Origin of the sequence: Alteraurantiacibacter lauratis (assembly GCF_037154155.1) — a bacterium.
In the GTDB taxonomy this organism is placed as follows: Bacteria; Pseudomonadota; Alphaproteobacteria; order Sphingomonadales; family Sphingomonadaceae; genus Alteraurantiacibacter; species Alteraurantiacibacter lauratis.
Map to the genome: position 1 here is coordinate 52,815 of NZ_JBANRN010000002.1, position 16,838 is coordinate 69,652.

Sequence of the window (16,838 nt, forward strand, 5' to 3'; positions counted from 1 at the left end):
AAATCAATCGACCGGCATCCCGATCCGACGGCCGTTAATGTAGATCGACCGGCGCGGCTCCTCGCGCAGTTCAACCTTGGCGCTGATGTCAAAAGGTGTTTCTGGCTCATCGCGCGCGCCGGGAAAAACCGGATCGGCGCGGCCGTCAGGCCCGCCCAGCGCGAAACGTTCGAAGCCATATCCTTCGATCAACGCGATTTCGCGGCGGCCCGCGGCGTTGCGCCCCAGATCGAGAGCAATGCAGGCTTTTGCACAGCGCCAGCTTTCAATGGTCAGGAAATCGAGCACTTCGCGCCGCAGTTCGGGATCATCGGGCTGCACGCGCAGACGCGCGGAGATGTCATCGCGCGGTGCCGGCTCCATTCCGCGCCAGGGCCGTTCAATCTGCTCTGCCGCCGCGCGAGCCAGCCGGCCCACTTCGCCTTCGCGCTCGCCCAGCCGCGCCAGTGCCCGCCTTCCCGCATCGCCGAAATCCCAGCGCAAGGCAGAGTAATCGAACGCCTCCACACTCACCCGCCCCGCATCCAGCCGCGCAATCTGGTTACGCGCTGATATTGCGCCAAAATCCCACAGCGGTAAGGCCAAAATAAGGGCCAATACGCAGGTAGCTGAAGCAAGGTTGAGGTTTGCCCGGCGAAGATGCGCGGCCCATCCCAGGCGCCTGCCGCGCGCCAATCCGACCGCATAGGCAAGGCCATAAGCCACCGCCACCGCGATGCAGATCAGCGCCCAGATGCGCTCCGGCGTAAGGCCGTGCTGATTCATTCGGATGCCCATCGATACCGCCGCAAAAATGCTCAGCGGCAGCACGCCCGCTGCCAACACCATCGCCACCGGACGCAGGATGCGGCTGCGGCTGGTCGCCACATCATCGTCGCGCATGATCGCATTGGTCAGCACGAAACAGCCCACGGCGCAGGCGAGCAGCACCGGCGTTGCCGAATCGGTGGCATCCCACAGCGCCTGCCCGCCCGATGCCAGCAGCGCGACCAGAAACACCACCAGCGCCAGCGCCAGCGGTACCGCCAGCAAGGACAGCACGATCAGCACCACGTTCTGCAAGCTGCCGATGATTTTCAGATTGTTGCGCAGCACGCCCAATGCCGTGCCAAACGCCCCGCCGCTCCACATCCAGACGAACCAGCCTTGGCGCGTCAGATCTTCGATCAGATTGATGCCGACAAGCCCCAGCAACCCGTCGAGCAAAAACAGCATCAGCCACGACAGGCCGGTAAAGGCCAGCGCACCCGCACCGCTGATTGCATCGGTCCACACATGGAAATGGGTGAGCTTGTAATCAGTATTCAGGCCTGTGCGGTGGAACCCCGCCTGAAACAGCGGCAGCGCGATCACGCTGGCAAACACGCCCGCGGCAAAAGCAAAGTGCCGCCCGGCATAGGCTTCCTCGAAACGCAGCACATGCCAGGCAATGCCCGCCATGATCGCGCCGAGGGCCAGCGCGAATATCGCCACGGGCTTCCAGTTGCGCGGATCGAGCGCAAACGCCGCCGCCAGCGCGCCAAAGAAAATGAACGCCGCGCCCGCCCCGGCCAGCGGCTGCGGATCGCTGCCATCAAAAAGAAAACAGAGCCCCAGCCCGCCACCTGCCAGCAAAGCGGCAAGGACGAAGGGCCGGGGCTCCCAATCTTCCAGCAGGTCTTCGGGCGCGGGCGCGGTGCTCACCTGCTTTGCCCCCGAACCCATCAGAGGCTACTGGCCTGGAGTCGGGGTCGGGGCCGGAGCCGGGGTCGCGCCTGGTTCAGGCTGCTGCGCGGCCATGATCGTGTTGATCTGCGTCACCCGCTCTTGCAGCTGCTCCTGCGTCAGGAATTCGTGCAAGGTGACCTCGAAGGTCAGATCGGCATTGGGGGGAATGGGCGAACCGGCGGGCGGATTGGCCCCGTATGCAAGAGCGGCGGGAATCTCGACCTTGTACTTGCCGCCCTTCTGCATCTGCAGAATCGCCTCGCGGAAGCCGGGGACCACGCCCTGCAGTTCCATATAGGAGCCTTCGGGTATCAGATCGGCAATCGCTTCGGGGATTTCGGGGCGCGGCGGCGACTGGTCGAACACCGTGCCATCGGCCAGCTTGCCGACATATTCCACGAACACCGCATCGGTTTCCTGCGGGCTGGGACCAGTGCCGGCGGTGATGACTTCAACATCGACCGTATCGGGCCGGGTCAGGAACCAGGCCACGGCCCCGGCCAGCGCCGCGCCAATCAGCACGCCCAGCCAGAACTTCATCATCGAGCCAGACGCAATGGGCTGGAGCGGAACGCGGGTAACTTCGGCCATCGAATGATCCTGCTGTTATCAAAACAAATTGGGGAAGCCGGATGCAAAAGAGGCGCCGGAGGATTCCCTCAGGCGCCCCGTTTGGCCCAGCTTGGCAATTCGCGCAAGCGGCGCTTACTTGGAACCGTCACGCTCCATCCGCTTGCGCTCCATCTTGCGGGCGCGGCGGACAGCAGCGGCCTTGTCGCGGGCGCGCTTTTCGCTGGGCTTTTCGTAATGGCGGCGCAGCTTCATTTCGCGATACACACCTTCGCGCTGCAGCTTCTTCTTGAGCGCGCGAAGAGCCTGTTCCACATTGTTATCGCGAACGATGATTTGCATAAATCAATGCCACCTTTTCTAATCTGCCAATGGCCAGAGCCCGCGAGCGATCGGCGCGGGATGCACCATGTCGAACCAATGACGGTATAAAACCAATGAAACATGCGCCGAATCCTCTCAAGGACCGGCCTCAGATGGCGCGCCCTATGCCAAATTGCAGCGAAAGGCAAGCGTATGCGGGAAGACGCGCGCCGGACCTGGGCGAAACACTTCCGAAACGCGCCGCATCCGGCTAAGGCACCGGGCATGACAATCACTCCCCCGCTTTTCGCCACGCTCTATGTCGCCCTTGGCGGCGCTGTCGGATCGGTGCTGCGTTACCAGACCGGCCGCTGGATGACCGCCTGGCTCGGCCCGGTGCCGATGGGTGTATTCCCTTGGGCAACGCTGGCGGTCAACACGATCGGCAGCCTCGCCATGGGCCTGCTGGCCGGGATCCTGCTGCGCATGGGCGGCGATACGGACAGCTGGCGGCTGCTGGTGGGCGTGGGTCTGCTGGGCGGCTTCACCACCTTTTCCGCCTTCAGCCTGGAATTGGCGATGCTGATCCAGCGCGGCCAATTGGGCCTTGCCGGCATTTACGCGCTGCTTTCGCTCGGTCTTGGCGTGACCGGCCTGATATTCGGCCTCACCGTATCGCGGATCGGGGCATGAGTTTCGACCCCCCCCGCCCCGATGCGGCAGTGCGCCAGTTCACCGTCGCCCCTGATGATGACGGGGTGCGGCTCGACCGCTGGTTCAAGCGCCATCTGCCGCAGGTGGGCTTTGGCACGGTGTCACGCTGGGCGCGCACGGGGCAATTGCGCGTCGATGGCAAAAGGGTGAAGCCAGAGGACCGGCTTGCCGCCGGGCAAGTGCTGCGCGTGCCGCCGGGCGGCGAGGATGCGGGCAAATCCGTCCCCAAGCGGCGCGAATTGTCGCCGCAGGAAGAAGCCATGGCCGAGGCTATGCTGCTCCGCCGCAGCAAATCGGCGCTGGTGCTGAACAAGCCGCCGGGCCTTGCCACGCAGGGTGGCACCAAGACCACGAGCCATGTCGATGGCCTGCTCGATGCCTATGCCGATCCGGGCGAACCGCGCCCACGCCTCGTGCACCGGCTGGACAAGGACACATCGGGCATTCTGCTGGTCGCCCGCTCGCCGGGCAGCGCGGCCTTCTTCTCCAAGCGATTTTCGGGGCGCAGCGCCAAGAAGATCTATTGGGCGCTGGTGGTGGGCGTGCCCGATGTGAAGGAAGGCATCATCGAGGCGCCCATCGGCAAGCAGCCGGGCAGCGGCGGCGAGAAGATGCAGGTCGATGTCGAAAACGGCCAGCCGGCCAAGACGCTCTACCGCGTGGTCGAACGCGCAGGCAACAGCGCCGCATGGGTGGAATTGCAGCCGCTGACCGGGCGCACGCATCAATTGCGCGTCCACATGGCGGCTATCGGCCACCCCATCGTGGGCGACGGCAAATATGGCGGCCCGGCGGCCTTCCTCACCGGCACGATCAGCCGCAAGATGCACCTGCACGCGCGCCGCCTGATCATCGAGGAGCCGGGCGGCGGCCTGATCGACGAGACTGCGCCCCTTCCCGAACATTTTGCCGCCAGCATGGACCAACTCGGCTTTGACGAGAATGCCAGTGCGGCGGAACCTGATCGCGGCCGCGCGCCGCGCTCGAAAGAGGAAGAGAAGCAGGCGGCCAAGGCCCACGCCAAGCAATACCGCAAGGCCCGCCGGGGCGAACGCAAGCTGCGCGCAGAAGGCGGCGCGCGCACGGGCAAGCGCCCGCCTGCGAAAAAGACCGCCACGCGCAAGCCCGCGGGCAGGCCTGCCAGGCCGCGCAAGCCGGGAGGGGCCAGCAAGCCGGGCCGTCCGCGCACGTGAGTGCACCTCCCCCACGCCTCGCCATCTTCGATTGCGACGGTACGCTGACCGATGGACAGGCCGCGGTGTGCCGCGCCATGAATGTGGCGTTCGACCTCGCCGGTTTGCCTGCGCCCGATGCGCATCAGGTGCGCCGCATTGTCGGTCTCAGCCTGCCGCAGGCAGTGGCGCGGCTGGCGCCCGATGCCGCGCATGAACAGCTTGTGCGCGCGGTCGAAGCCTACAAGCAGGCCTTCCGCGCCGCGCGGATGGACGGGTCGCTGCACGAACCGCTTTTTCCCGGTATCGCCGCATTGATCGGCGGGCTGAAGGCGCGCGGCTGGCTGCTGGGCGTCGCCACGGGAAAGAGCGATCGCGGCCTCCAATCCACTCTGGCGACGCATGGCCTGCTCGACCATTTCACCACGCTGCAAACCGCCGACCGGCATCCGTCCAAGCCCGATCCCGCGATGCTTCTGGCCGCGCTGGCTGAGGCGGAAGCGGAAAGCGGAGCGCCCCCTGCGCCGGCGGTGATGGTTGGCGATACCGTGTATGACATGCTGGCCGCACGCGCCGCGGGCATCGCCGCGATCGGGGTTGCCTGGGGCTATCACGAGGTGCAGGAACTGGTTGACGCCGGGGCGCAGAGCGTGGCCCGCACCGCAGACGAGCTGGAGGAGATGATCAATGCCCTCACCCCATGACGAGGAAGCCCGCGCCAAGGGCCGCTTCATGATCATCAACCTGATGCGCATCGGCGGGATTGCCATGATCCTGATGGGCATCGCGGTGGTGCAGGGCATGATCAGCCTGCCCGACTGGACCGGCTATCTGCTGATTCTGCTGGGAATGCTGGAAACCTTCCTTGTTCCCACCATGCTCGCCCGCGTGTGGAGCAGCAATGACCGCAATCCCCCCTCCCCCCCCGGAAACCGATGAAACGCTTCTACAAGGATGTAACCGTCGCCCCGGTTGATGGCGGCTGGCAGGTAATGCTCGATAGCCGGCCCATCCGCTCGCAAGGCGGATCGCCGCAAGTGGTGCCCACACAGGCGCTGGCCGAATTGATGGCTGCCGAGTGGCGCGAACAGGGCGAGGTGATCGACATCGCCCGCTTTGCCATGCGCGACATGGCCGATTACGCGATCGATATCGTCGCGAACGAACGCGCCGATGTGGTCGAAAAGCTGCTCACCTATGGTGATACCGACACGCTGCTCTACCGCGCCGATCCGGAAGAGCCACTCTATCAGCGCCAGCGCGAGGTGTGGGAACCGCTCATCTGCGCGTGCGAGGCGCGCCACCAGATTGCCTTTACCCGCATCAGCGGCGTGGTGCACCGCGCGCAAAAGCCGGAAACATTGGCCGCATTGCGCGCCCGGCTGGAGGCGATGGACAATTTCACGCTGGCAGGCCTGTTCAACCTCACCTCGCTCGCCGCCTCGCTCATCACCGGGCTTGCCGTGCTGGAGGATGGCGCAGATGTGCCCGCGCTGTTTTCCGCCGCCAATGCGGAGGAGGACTGGCAGGCCGAGCTCTGGGGCTGGGACCCAATGGCTCAGGACCGCAGAGCCTTGCGCGCCGAAGCCTTTGCGTGCGCGGCGGATTTCGTGAAAGCGGTGAGGGCCTAGGCGCGGATCAGCCGACCCATTGCGCCACTTGCGCGGCCACTTCATTGGCAGCGCGGTTCAGCGCAGGGGCGACTGCGGAGGCGGTGGGAAGAACGCCGGTCACTTCGCTTTCAAAGCGGCGCTGGCGGATCGTGCCATCAGGCTGGCGCAGCACCGCATCGAACCGCACGACCACGCGCGAGCTTGCCGCGTCGTAATCCATCGCCAGCAATTCGCCGTCGAGCTGCGTGCGCGCGGCGTATTCCAGTTCCCCGCCGGTCACGACCATCCGGCTGCCGCCTGCGCGGATGGTTTCCACCAGCACGCGCTGGAACAGGCTGGCGGGTTTTTCCACCCAGAAGGCATCGGCCAGATAAGCGAGCGAATTGCCGCCCGTCTGCACCGGCACGCGCGCCACATCGAGATGGCGTGGCACCGCAGGCACCGCCACCGCCAACGCGTTGTCCAGCCGGCCTTCACGCATGGTTCCAGTGGCCACGCTAGCGCTGGATGTAAGCGTCAGAAGCTGTTCAGGCGCCTTGCCGCCGCCAATGCCGACATTGACGCAGCCCGCCAGCAGAACGGCGCCCAGCGCGGCACAGATGGGCTTGACGATCATGGACGATACTCCGGCAAGGGACGGCTGCCCAAGAGCGAACCGGCCCCTTCGTTTTCAAGGGTCTGGGTCAGGCCACGCAGGCTTTCGCTGGTCCGCCTGAGGTCGCGCATCGTCGCCTCGGCCGCGGGCAGCGTCTCTTCATTCAATTGCCGCGTGACCGGCTCCACCTGCGCCAGACTGGCACGCAAGGCATCGGCGGCCTGCCGTGCGGATTGCAGCGTCGCGCGCATTTCGGTGGCAAGCGGCTGGCCCTGATTGTCGAGCAGGGCGTTCGCGCTGTCCAGCGTGCGCTCGAACGCAGCGAGCGTTTCGGTCGATTGCGCCAGCGTCACCTGCAATTCGGCCATGGTGCGGCGCACTTCGGGTGAAGCGCCCGCCAGTTCCGCGCTGATGGCATTGGTGTTGCGCAAGATACCGGCAATTGCGTTCTGGTTGTCATCGTCCAGCACACGCGTCAGCCGGTCGGTCAAGGTGGCGAGCCGTTCCAGCAGCAACGGCGCGCTGGAGAGGATTTCGTCGATCGCGCCGCCTGCGGGCGGGATTACCGGCACGCCTTCGGGACAATCGGTGGTTTCGCAGGTGATCGGCGGCGCGCCACGCCGCGCGCCTTGCAGATTGAGCGTGGATACGCCGGTAAAGCTGAACGAGATCGAGGCGGTGGTGCCCACCAGAATGGGCACATCGTTCTGCACCTTCACCCGCACGCGGACATATTCGGGATCGCGTTCCCACAATTGGATTTCACTGACCTGCCCCACCGGCACCCCGGCAAAGGCCACCTGCGAGCCGCGCGCCAGGCCACCCACCGATTGCTGGAAGAAGATGTCGTATTCCTTCTGCTGCGAATCGCCCAGCCGCGCCAGCCACACGAAGAAACCGGCGGCCAGCGCCATCAGCAGCAGCGTGACGGACCCTACCCAGATATGATTGGCGCGTGTTTCCATCTCAGCTGCCTATGCCTCCCCTTGCGGCGTCTTGTCCAACGCTTTGGCCGCCAGGCGTGCCGGGGCCGCGCGCTGCGACGCCTCGCTTCCTTGCGGAACAAGGCCGGTCGATTGCAGCGGCCGGGCCGCCTGCGCCACGCGGCCGCGCGGTCCGTTGAAATATTCCTGAATCCACGGATGATCACTACGCAGCAATTCGGCAATCGTGCCCACTGCGATCACTTTCCCATCGGCCAGCACCGCCACGCGGTCGCAGATCGCGTGCAGCGTGTCGAGATCGTGGGTGATCAGGAACACGGTCAGCCCCAGCGTATCGGTCAGTTCGCGCAGCAGTTCGTCGAACCGGGCCGCGCCGATGGGATCAAGCCCTGCGGTGGGCTCGTCCAGAAACAGCAATTCCGGGTCAAGCGCCAAGGCTCGCGCCAGCCCCGCGCGCTTTTTCATGCCGCCGGACAATTCCGACGGATATTTCGCCGCCGCTTCGGGCGGCAGACCGGAAAGGATGGTCTTGTAGATCGCAATCTCGTCCAGCAGCCGGGGCGAGAGTTCGGGATAGAACTGCTTCAAGGGCACCTGCACATTCTCGCCCACGGTCAGCGTCGAAAACAGCGCGCCGCCCTGGAACAGGACGCCCCAACGGTTGCGGATGCCCACCACCTCGTCCGCGTGTTCGCCGGTGATTTCGTGGCCCAGCACCTCGATCGTGCCTTCATCGGGGATTTGCAGGCCGATAATGCTGCGCATCAGCACCGATTTGCCCGTGCCCGATCCGCCCACCACGCCCAGGATTTCGCCCCGGCGCACCTTGAGATCCAGACCTTCATGCACCGCAAAGTCGCCGAACCGGTTGGTCAACCCCTTGATGATTATGGGGTATTCGCCGTCAAAGGCGGTATCATCCACCTCCGGGTTGGGTTCGCCCACTTCGATATCGGGTTCGACCTCGCTCATGCCGCCTACACCCAGCCGATTTCGCTGAAGAACACCGCGAAGAATGCGTCGAGCACGATCACCATGAAGATCGCCTGCACCACGGCCTTGGTGGTGCGCGCGCCCACTTCCTCGGCATTGCCGCGCACTTGGAGGCCCTGATAACATCCCGACAGCGCGACGATCAGCCCGAAAACCGGCGCCTTGGCCATGCCGACATAGAAATCGTGAATCGGCACCACTTCCTGAATGCGCGCCAGAAAAGTGAGAAAGGGGATGCCCAGCGTCAGATCAGCCAGCACCGCGCCGCCCAGAATGCCCATGCAGGCCGAGAAAAAGCCCAGCAGCGGCATCATCAGCACCGCCGCCAGAACGCGCGGCACCACCAGCGCTTCCATGGGGGAAACCCCGATGGTGCGCATCGCGTCGATTTCCTCGGTCAGCTTCATCGTGCCCAATTGCGCGGCAAAGGCGCTGCCCGAACGGCCCGCCACCATGATCGCGGTCATCAGCACGCCCAGTTCGCGCAAGGTGATGCGGCCCACCAGATTGACGGTGAGCGTTTCTGCCCCGAACTGCCGCAATTGCACCGCGCCCTGCTGCGCGATGACGATCCCGATCAGAAAGCTCATCAGGCCGATGATCGGCAGGCTGGTCACCCCCACAAGTTCCATCTGGTGCACCAGCGCGCGCAAACGAAAACGCCGGGGATGTGTCAGCACACCGAAAAAGGCGACAATCAGCGCTCCCAGAAACGACAGGATGCGTTTCAGGCCGCCAAGAAAGTCGTACACCCAGGCGCCGACCTGCCCGGTGACCGAACGGAAAACCCCCTCGCGCGGAGGGGATACGGCCGCCTCGTTGCTGCTGGCCGAAACCGCTTCCATGAGCACTTCGGCCTGTTCGCTGGCGCCGATGATGTCCGCCCCGGCGTCCTCGGCAAAGCGGTGGATCACCCATGCGCCCACCGTGTCGACCGGATTGGCGCGCGAGATGTCGATGAACTGGACCGGTTCATCCAGCTTGCGCAGTGCGGCGTCGAGCCTGCCTATGGTGGAGACCAGCAAGGGGCCTTCCACCACCAGCGTCGTTCGCCCGCCGGCTTCCTCCAGATGGTATTCGGCCCATTCGCGCATCGCGCCACCCTATGCTGGCAAATCGGGGCGGGGGCAAGGCAAAGCCGGTTCATTCCGGCGCATCCGCCGTGCAAAGCGGGCATTGCCCTTGGCCCTGCGCGCTGGCAAAGGCGCGTGGATATGACGCGCGAACTGCCCAAGACTTTCGACCCCGCCGCGATTGAGGCGAAATGGTATGCCCATTGGGAGGCAAACGGCTGTTTCCGGCCCGACCGGCCCGATGCCCAGCCCTTCACCATCGTCAACCCGCCGCCCAATGTGACAGGCTCGCTCCATATCGGCCACGCGCTCGACAATACGCTTCAGGACGTGCTGATCCGTTACGAGCGGCTGCGCGGCAAGGATGCGCTGTGGGTGGTGGGCACCGACCATGCCGGGATCGCCACGCAGATGGTGGTCGAACGCCAGATGGAAGCGCGGGGCGACAAGCGCACCAATTATTCGCGCGAGGCTTTTGTCGAGAAGGTCTGGGAATGGAAGGCCGAAAGCGGCGGCCAGATCACCCGCCAGTTGCGCCGCCTCGGCTGTTCGATGGACTGGAGCCGCGAACAGTTCACGATGGACCCGCATTTCACCCGCGCCGTGGTGAAAGTGTTTGTCGACCTCTACAACCGCGGCCTGATCTACCGCGACAAGCGGCTGGTGAACTGGGACCCCAAGCTGAAGACCGCGATTTCCGACCTTGAGGTGGAAACGCGCGAGGTGAAGGGCAGCTTCTGGCACTTCCGCTATCCGCTGGCCGATGGCGTCACGCTGGATAACGGGCAGGATTACATCGAAGTCGCGACCACGCGCCCCGAAACCATGCTCGCCGATATGGCGGTGGCGGTGAACCCGGACGACCCGCGCTATGCCTCCGTGGTAGGCAAGCACGTGGTGCTGCCGATCACCGGACGCCGCATCCCCATCGTGGCGGACGAACACGCCGACCCCGAATTGGGCAGCGGCGCGGTGAAGATCACGCCGGGGCATGACTTCAACGATTTCGAAGTGGGCAAACGCGCGGGAATTGCGGCGGCGGATATGCTTAACATGCTCGATGCCGATGCCGCGGTGTGCCAGACGGCGGATGGCCTGATCCCGGCGGAGTTTCTCGGCCTTGACCGCTTCGATGCCCGCGCACTGGTGGTCGAACGGCTGAAGGAAAGCGGCCATCTGATCCCGCATGTCACCGAAAAGGATGGCGAGCGGGTGGAACACGACGCCGAACCGCGCACGATCCAGACGCCGTTTGGCGACCGTGGCGGCGTGGTGATCGAACCGTGGCTGACCGACCAATGGTATGTAAACGCCGCGGAACTCGCCAAGGCGCCGATCGAGGCGGTGAAATCGGGCGCGGTCGAAATCGTGCCCAAGACCTGGGAAAAGACCTTCTTCAACTGGATGGAAAACATCCAGCCGTGGTGTGTGTCTCGCCAATTGTGGTGGGGGCACCGGATTCCGGCGTGGTATGCCGAGGATGGGCGCGTTTTCGTAGCCGAAAGCGAGGCGGAGGCGCAGGCGCTGGCCGGGGAAGGCGTGGCCCTCACCCGCGATCCCGATGTGCTCGACACCTGGTTCTCATCCGCATTGTGGCCCTTTGCCACGCTGGGCTGGCCGGACAAAACCGACCTCTACACCCGGCATTACCCCAACGACCTGCTCGTATCGGGCTTTGACATCCTGTTCTTCTGGGATGCGCGGATGATGATGATGGGCCAGGCGATGACGGGGCAGAACCCGTGGCCGCGGCTTTATCTGCACGGCCTTGTCCGGGCGCCCGATGGGCAGAAGATGTCGAAATCCAAGGGCAATGTGGTCGATCCGCTTGGCCTGATTGATGCCTATGGCGCGGACGCCTTGCGTTTCTTCATGTGCGCGATGGAAAGCCAGGGCCGCGACATCAAGATGGATGAGCGGCGCGTCGAGGGCTACCGCAACTTTGCCACCAAGCTGTGGAACGCGGCGCGTTTCTGCCAGAGCAATGGCATCGGCGCCTCCTCCTCGGTCGCCGCGCCTGCTGCCACATCGGCAGTGAACAAGTGGATCGTGGGCGAAGTGGTCGAAACCGTGGCCGCGCTCGACAAGGCGCTGGCTGACCTGCGCTTCGATGCGGCTGCCAATGCGATCTACCACTTCGTGTGGGACCAGTTCTGCGACTGGTATATCGAGCTGGTGAAAGGCAATTTCGACGAAGAGACAAAAGCGGTGGCAGGCTGGGTGCTCGACCAGATTCTGGTGATGCTGCACCCCTTCATGCCCTTCATCACCGAAGAATTGTGGCACGCGCAGGCGGAAAACTTCGGGGGCAAGCGCGCCCACGACCTGATCCTGGCGCAATGGCCCGCGCCGGAAGCCAGCGTCGATGCGGAGGCGAAGGCCGAGGTGGAATGGCTGATCGCGCTGGTCGGCAATATGCGCACCGCGCGGAGCGAACTGGGCATTGCGCCGGGCGCAAGGCTCGACGCTTTTCTGCCCGATCCCAGCCCCGCTACGCGCGGGATCGTCGAACGCAACCCCGCCGCGATTGAACGGCTCGCGCGATTGAACGGCATACGCTTTGAACATGCCCCGGCAGGCGCGGCCATGCAGATCGGCGCGGGCGATGCCAATGTGATCGTGCCGCTGGAAGGCGTGATCGACATCGCGGCGGAAAAGGCCCGCCTGCAAAAGGCGCTGGAAGTCGCCACCAAGGAAGCCAAGTCGCTCGAAGGGCGCCTCAATAACGCCGCCTTTGTCGAAAAGGCCAAGCCCGAAGCGGTCGAAAAGGCCCGCGCCGACCACGCGCACCACACGGCCGAAGCCGCGCGCCTGGCGGCGGCCTTGGCGCGGCTGGGGTGATTTCCTACAGCGCGGCAATCTGGCATGGCGCGGGTGAATTGACCCGCGCCACCCGCCTTGCCTGCCAGCGTTTTGATCGAGCCAAGTGTCAACTTCGCTTTTCGGGCAAATTCCGCTTTGCGATCAGGGTTTTGCGTGGAAATTCGGCGATTGTCACGATGTCAACTTCGTCACTTTCGCGTATGTCTGCCCGCCCCCTGCCCCACCCCCCTACATGGAAGTGGAGCGGGGTTGCATGACACTCACCCTTGCCACCGACGATACCGGCGGGCCGGAGATTTTCGCCAGCCTGCAAGGCGAAGGGCAGAGTGCAGGTATGCCGGTGGCTTTTCTGCGCCTGTCGCGCTGCAACCTCGCCTGCACATGGTGCGACACGCCCTATACTTGGCATTTTGAAGGCGACAACCGCCCGCATCGCGGCGGCGCAACCTATGCGCGCCAAGCCAACCAGATCGCCCTGCCGCTGGCCGACATTGCGCAGCGCATCACCGCGCTGGGGCAGAACCGCCTTGTCATTACCGGTGGCGAACCGCTGCTGCAGGGCGCACGGCTGGCCGACCTGATCGACCTGCTTCCCGGTATCACGGTGGAGATCGAGACGAACGGCACAGTCGAACCGCACCCCCGGCTCGATGCGCGGGTCAGCCAATACAATGTCAGCCCCAAACTGGCGCATAGCGGCAATGCAGCAGAACTGGCGCTGATCCCGCAGCGGCTGGCGGCATGGGCTGCAGACGCCCGCGCCTTCTTCAAATTCGTGATCGCTGCGCCTGAGGATGTGGAGGAGGTGCTGGCGCTGCAAAGCACCTACGCCATCCCGCCTGCCCGCATTTTCCTGATGCCCGAAGGCACCGCCAGCGAAACCTTGCGCACGCGCGAAGGCTGGCTTGCGCCGCTATGCCTGCGGCACGGTTTCCGGCTAAGCGACCGGCTTCACATACACCTTTACGGGGATACGCGGGGAACATGAGCGATACCGAAGCCGAAGCGGAAAAGCCCGCCCGCCCCGCCATTCGCGGCGATCTGACCGCAGGGCCAATTACGCGCACGCTGATCCTGTTCAGCGTGCCGACTTTGCTCGCCAATGTGCTGCAAAGCCTGAACGGCACGATCAATTCGATCTGGGTGGGCCGCCTGATTGGCGAGGACGCGCTGGCCGCCACCGCCAATGCCAATATCATCATGTTCCTGCTTTCGGCCGCCGCATTCGGGCTGGGCATGGCGGGCACGGTGAAGATCGGCCAGCGGTTCGGGATGCGCAATCTGGACGGCGCGCGCCGCACCTTCGGCACTGTTGTCGGCTTCAGCTTTCTTGTGATGACAGCAATTGCCGTGCTGGGCTTCATCTTTACCGCCCCGCTGCTCGACCTGTTGGGCACGCCCGGCGCGGCGCGGCAGATGGCCTTCGATTATCTGCGGATGCTGTTCGTCTCGATGCCGGTGGTGATGGCCTCGATCATCCTCCAGATGGGCCTGCGCGGATCGGGCGATGCCAAGACGCCGCTGATCTTCATGGGGCTGACCGTGGTGCTCGACATCGCGCTCAACCCGCTGCTGATCACCGGCTGGGGGCCGTTTCCCGAACTGGGCATTACCGGATCCGCGCTGTCGATGGTGATCGCCTCGGTGCTCAGCTTCGTGGCGATGGTCGTCTATGTCTACATCCGCGATCTGCCGCTGCGCCTGCGCGGGAAGGAGCTGGCCTATCTGCGGCCTGACCCGGCGGAAATGAGCTATATCCTGGCCAAAGGCGTGCCGATGGGCGCGCAGATGCTGATCATGAGCGCGTCGGGCATTATCGTGGTCGGCCTTGTCAATCAGGAAGGGCTGATGATGACCGCCGCCTATGGCGCGGCGATGCAGCTGTTCACCTATATCCAGATGCCGTCAATGGCGATTGGCGGCGCGGTGAGCGCGATGGCCGCGCAGTTCATCGGCGCGCGCAAATGGGGCGGGATTGGCCGCCTGACGCGGGCGGGCATGTGGGTGCAGTTTGCGATGACGGGTCTTGTCACCGTGCTGCTGCTGGCGTTTGATCGGCCTGCGCTGGTGTTGTTCCTGGGGCCGGACAGTCCGGCGGTGGACATGGCGCGGCATATCCAGTTCCTGGCGAGCTGGAACTTCATCATCTTTGGCGTGACGATGATCCTGACATCGGTGATGCGTGCCGCAGGGGCTGTTTGGGTGCCGCTGGCGATCCTTGCGGTGTCGCTCTATCCGGTGCGGCTTGGCTTCTATTACCTCACCTATGACGCGCTGGGGTCGGATGCGATCTGGTGGAGTTTTCCGGTGTCGGCGTTCAGCGCGCTGCTGATGGCCTGGTGGGCCTATGCCAGGCTGCCCTGGCGCGAACACGCCCATGCAGAGACAGCGGCCGAGGCACAGGAACAGGCGCACGCCGACGGGCAGCCGGCAGGGCGCATGGTGCCCGATCTGTGATCTGTCGGCTCAGCTTCCCTGCGTGCGCCAGCGTTGCACAACGCGGTCGACCTGCTCTTCCTCGCCGCCATGCTCGCTCCACAGCTGGAGGAAGCTGGGGTCTTCGGAAGCGGGGCGCTTGGCCTCCTCCAAGTTGTCGAAGCTGACGCGGATGGGGATCGACACGCCTTCGCCGCAGATGATGCATTCGCGGTTGCGCAAGGCGGGGATCGAATCAAGGAAACCGCGCGCGCCTTCGGGCATGGCGGCTTTCACGAAGGCCTGGTCGCGGTCGTTGTTGAGGCGCATCGAAATGATCGTGCCGCATTGCGACAGCACGCCTTCGGCCAGATCGCTGGGCCGCTGCGTGATGAGGCCCAGGCTGATGCCGTATTTGCGCCCTTCCTTGGCAATGCGCGACAGGATGCGGCCCACGCTGGAGCCATCGGCATTGCGTTCGTTGGGCACATAACGGTGCGCTTCCTCGCACACCAGCAGGATGGGGCGGGTCTTTTCCTGCCGGCCCCAGATCGCGAAATCGAACACCATGCGGGAAAGCACCGCGACCACGGTGGAGGTAATGTCCGACGGCACGCCCGACACATCGATGATCGAAATCGGCCGCCCGTCGCCCGGCATGCGGAACACCTTGCCGATGAACTTGGCCATCGTATCGGCCACCAGCATGCCCGAAAACATGAACTGGTACCGCGGATCGGCCTTCAGTTCCTCGATCTTGGTCTTGATGCGCATATAGGGAGCGGTGGTGGTCGCCTTGTCCAGCTTGCCCATTTCGTCCTGCAACATATTGGTCAGGTCGCTGAGCAGATAGGGAATGGGCGAATCCACGGTGATCTTGCCCATTTGCTGCGCCATCCGGTTTTTCGACCGCGCGGCGAGCAGGCATTTGGCGAGGATGTCCTTGTCTTCCTGCAGATCGTTGCCGCTGGATTTCAGCAGCACTTCGCAATGCTCTTCAAAATTGAGCAGCCAATAGGGCATCTGCAGGTTCGACACGTCGAAAATGGTGCCCGTGGTACGGAACGCGGCGGAATATTCGCCGTGCGGGTCGATCATCACGATATGACCCTGTGGCGCAGCCTGGCAGATGCGGTGCAGCAGCAGCGCGGCGCTTGTCGATTTGCCCGTGCCGGTGGAGCCGAGCAGCGCGAAATGCTTGCCCAGCAGCGCATCGACATAGATGCCGGCGCGAATATCAGTGGTGGGATAGACGGTGCCGATCTCGATCGCGCTGCGCCCGTCGCTCGAATAGATCTGCCGCAGATCGTCGGTGCTGGCCGGATAGACCAGCGCGCCGGGAATGGGATAGCGGGTGACGCCGCGGCGGAATCCGTGGATCTTGCCAGTCAGCCGCTCTTCCATCCCTTCGCCCATGAAATCGATATTGGCGATCACCGCATTGCTGTCGCCCCGCCGATCACGGCGCTGGTTGCGCACACTGGCCAGCAGCCAGCCGTCGCGGGTGCGGATCTTGATCTGGCTGCCCACCTGCCCGGCAAGCGCGATCGAGGGATCGGGATCCTCCATGCATTCATTCAGCCGCCCCATGTCGAGCGCAATCTGCGAGCCCGAACCCGCAATTTCCAGCACCACGCCAATTGGCTGCATCCGGTTGTCGGAGGCATCCCCAGTTCCTCGCGCCGTCGCCTGCGGGGCCGGGTGAGCATTGGCGTTGGGGCCGTTGGGGCCGTTGGGGGCGTTGGGGGCGTTGCGCTGCTCATGCGGGTAATCCCGCACCGGAGCTTCAGGAAAGGGCGACCGCGGCATTTCGTTCATTTTGGGCGTTATCCGGTGGCAGATTGTCCGCCATCGGGCCTAGGCACACGAGGTTAATATCAGGTCAACTTCAAGCCATTGGCTGCGCAGGACAAGGC

At 64.4% G+C, this 16,838-nt stretch carries 16 protein-coding genes; 8 read left to right on the forward strand and 8 right to left on the reverse strand.

All coding sequences use genetic code 11. The features are described 5' to 3' along the window. Positions 1-3: 3 nt before the first annotated feature. From WFP39_RS02550 to rpsU, 3 genes are all read right to left on the reverse strand, one after another. The gene (locus WFP39_RS02550; RefSeq protein ID WP_336917574.1) at positions 4-1,683 is read right to left on the reverse strand and encodes a DUF4153 domain-containing protein; all 1,680 of its coding nucleotides are present in this window, start codon (positions 1,681-1,683) and stop codon (positions 4-6) included. Between the two features lie 27 nt (positions 1,684-1,710). After that, entirely contained in the window at positions 1,711-2,298 is a 588-nt protein-coding gene (locus tag WFP39_RS02555; protein ID WP_336917575.1) for an FKBP-type peptidyl-prolyl cis-trans isomerase, read from the reverse strand. 114 nt (positions 2,299-2,412) lie between these two features. Beyond that, positions 2,413-2,619, reverse strand: coding sequence for a 30S ribosomal protein S21 (gene rpsU, locus WFP39_RS02560; RefSeq protein WP_336917576.1), 207 nt, complete (start codon positions 2,617-2,619; stop codon positions 2,413-2,415). Between the two features lie 246 nt (positions 2,620-2,865). On the opposite strand from rpsU, the gene crcB reads away from it, so the two are divergent. From crcB to WFP39_RS02585, 5 genes are read left to right on the forward strand one after another with little or no spacing between them, the layout of a single operon-like run. Further along, on the forward strand, positions 2,866-3,273 hold the full coding sequence (gene crcB, locus WFP39_RS02565) for a fluoride efflux transporter CrcB (RefSeq protein WP_336917577.1): 408 nt from the start codon (positions 2,866-2,868) through the stop codon (positions 3,271-3,273). Beyond that, complete coding sequence (locus WFP39_RS02570) at positions 3,270-4,487, forward strand: RluA family pseudouridine synthase (RefSeq protein ID WP_336917578.1); 1,218 nt, start codon at positions 3,270-3,272, stop codon at positions 4,485-4,487. Before crcB ends, WFP39_RS02570 begins: the two co-directional genes overlap by 4 nt. Next, a complete protein-coding gene (locus WFP39_RS02575; RefSeq protein WP_336917579.1) occupies positions 4,484-5,170 on the forward strand; it encodes an HAD-IA family hydrolase in 687 nt (228 codons plus the stop codon). The genes WFP39_RS02570 and WFP39_RS02575 overlap by 4 nt, the downstream gene beginning before the upstream one ends. Then, positions 5,154-5,405: a hypothetical protein gene (locus WFP39_RS02580; protein ID WP_336917580.1), complete on the forward strand. Its 252-nt coding sequence runs from the start codon at positions 5,154-5,156 to the stop codon at positions 5,403-5,405. The genes WFP39_RS02575 and WFP39_RS02580 overlap by 17 nt, the downstream gene beginning before the upstream one ends. After that, positions 5,402-6,097, forward strand: coding sequence for an ATP12 family chaperone protein (locus WFP39_RS02585; RefSeq protein ID WP_336917581.1), 696 nt, complete (start codon positions 5,402-5,404; stop codon positions 6,095-6,097). Before WFP39_RS02580 ends, WFP39_RS02585 begins: the two co-directional genes overlap by 4 nt. A 7-nt stretch (positions 6,098-6,104) precedes the next feature. Here the strand turns inward: WFP39_RS02585 and WFP39_RS02590 are convergent, their stop codons facing one another. The 4 genes from WFP39_RS02590 to WFP39_RS02605 are packed head-to-tail and all read right to left on the reverse strand — an operon-like array spanning position 6,105 to position 9,705. Continuing rightward, positions 6,105-6,695 carry an ABC-type transport auxiliary lipoprotein family protein gene (locus WFP39_RS02590; protein WP_336917582.1) on the reverse strand — a complete coding sequence of 197 codons (591 nt, stop codon included), beginning with the start codon at positions 6,693-6,695 and terminating at the stop codon, positions 6,105-6,107. Continuing rightward, positions 6,692-7,639 carry an MlaD family protein gene (locus WFP39_RS02595; RefSeq protein ID WP_336917583.1) on the reverse strand — a complete coding sequence of 316 codons (948 nt, stop codon included), beginning with the start codon at positions 7,637-7,639 and terminating at the stop codon, positions 6,692-6,694. Before WFP39_RS02595 ends, WFP39_RS02590 begins: the two co-directional genes overlap by 4 nt. A gap of 9 nt (positions 7,640-7,648) precedes the next feature. Then, positions 7,649-8,590, reverse strand: coding sequence for an ABC transporter ATP-binding protein (locus WFP39_RS02600; RefSeq protein ID WP_336917584.1), 942 nt, complete (start codon positions 8,588-8,590; stop codon positions 7,649-7,651). 5 nt (positions 8,591-8,595) lie between these two features. Next, entirely contained in the window at positions 8,596-9,705 is a 1,110-nt protein-coding gene (locus tag WFP39_RS02605; RefSeq protein ID WP_336917585.1) for an MlaE family ABC transporter permease, read from the reverse strand. A 120-nt stretch (positions 9,706-9,825) separates the two neighbouring features. Between WFP39_RS02605 and WFP39_RS02610 the strand changes: the two genes are divergently transcribed. The 3 genes from WFP39_RS02610 (at position 9,826) to WFP39_RS02620 (ending at position 14,964) form a co-directional block, all read left to right on the forward strand. Further along, a complete protein-coding gene (locus tag WFP39_RS02610; RefSeq protein WP_336917586.1) occupies positions 9,826-12,525 on the forward strand; it encodes a valine--tRNA ligase in 2,700 nt (899 codons plus the stop codon). Positions 12,526-12,760: 235 nt separating this feature from the next. Continuing rightward, on the forward strand, positions 12,761-13,495 hold the full coding sequence (locus WFP39_RS02615; RefSeq protein WP_336917587.1) for a 7-carboxy-7-deazaguanine synthase QueE: 735 nt from the start codon (positions 12,761-12,763) through the stop codon (positions 13,493-13,495). Continuing rightward, the gene (locus WFP39_RS02620; protein ID WP_336917588.1) at positions 13,492-14,964 is read left to right on the forward strand and encodes an MATE family efflux transporter; all 1,473 of its coding nucleotides are present in this window, start codon (positions 13,492-13,494) and stop codon (positions 14,962-14,964) included. The genes WFP39_RS02615 and WFP39_RS02620 overlap by 4 nt, the downstream gene beginning before the upstream one ends. Before the next feature lie 9 nt (positions 14,965-14,973). Here WFP39_RS02620 and WFP39_RS02625 read toward each other — a convergent pair whose 3' ends face one another. Further along, a complete protein-coding gene (locus WFP39_RS02625) occupies positions 14,974-16,740 on the reverse strand; it encodes an ATP-binding protein (protein ID WP_377923233.1) in 1,767 nt (588 codons plus the stop codon). Positions 16,741-16,838: the final 98 nt, after the last annotated feature.

Excerpts from the sequence above, each read along its gene's own strand:
- WFP39_RS02555 (WP_336917575.1), bottom strand. The coding sequence starts at position 2,298 with ATGGCCGAAGTTACCCGCGTTCCGCTCCAGCCCATTGCGTCTGGCTCG.
- rpsU (WP_336917576.1), bottom strand. The coding sequence starts at position 2,619 with ATGCAAATCATCGTTCGCGATAACAATGTGGAACAGGCTCTTCGCGCG.
- crcB (WP_336917577.1), top strand. The coding sequence starts at position 2,866 with ATGACAATCACTCCCCCGCTTTTCGCCACGCTCTATGTCGCCCTTGGC.
- WFP39_RS02570 (WP_336917578.1), top strand. The coding sequence starts at position 3,270 with ATGAGTTTCGACCCCCCCCGCCCCGATGCGGCAGTGCGCCAGTTCACC.
- WFP39_RS02580 (WP_336917580.1), top strand. The coding sequence starts at position 5,154 with ATGCCCTCACCCCATGACGAGGAAGCCCGCGCCAAGGGCCGCTTCATG.
- WFP39_RS02585 (WP_336917581.1), top strand. The coding sequence starts at position 5,402 with ATGAAACGCTTCTACAAGGATGTAACCGTCGCCCCGGTTGATGGCGGC.
- WFP39_RS02590 (WP_336917582.1), bottom strand. The coding sequence starts at position 6,695 with ATGATCGTCAAGCCCATCTGTGCCGCGCTGGGCGCCGTTCTGCTGGCG.
- WFP39_RS02595 (WP_336917583.1), bottom strand. The coding sequence starts at position 7,639 with ATGGAAACACGCGCCAATCATATCTGGGTAGGGTCCGTCACGCTGCTG.
- WFP39_RS02600 (WP_336917584.1), bottom strand. The coding sequence starts at position 8,590 with ATGAGCGAGGTCGAACCCGATATCGAAGTGGGCGAACCCAACCCGGAG.
- WFP39_RS02605 (WP_336917585.1), bottom strand. The coding sequence starts at position 9,705 with ATGCGCGAATGGGCCGAATACCATCTGGAGGAAGCCGGCGGGCGAACG.
- WFP39_RS02610 (WP_336917586.1), top strand. The coding sequence starts at position 9,826 with ATGACGCGCGAACTGCCCAAGACTTTCGACCCCGCCGCGATTGAGGCG.
- WFP39_RS02615 (WP_336917587.1), top strand. The coding sequence starts at position 12,761 with ATGACACTCACCCTTGCCACCGACGATACCGGCGGGCCGGAGATTTTC.
- WFP39_RS02620 (WP_336917588.1), top strand. The coding sequence starts at position 13,492 with ATGAGCGATACCGAAGCCGAAGCGGAAAAGCCCGCCCGCCCCGCCATT.
- WFP39_RS02625 (WP_377923233.1), bottom strand. The coding sequence starts at position 16,740 with ATGAACGAAATGCCGCGGTCGCCCTTTCCTGAAGCTCCGGTGCGGGAT.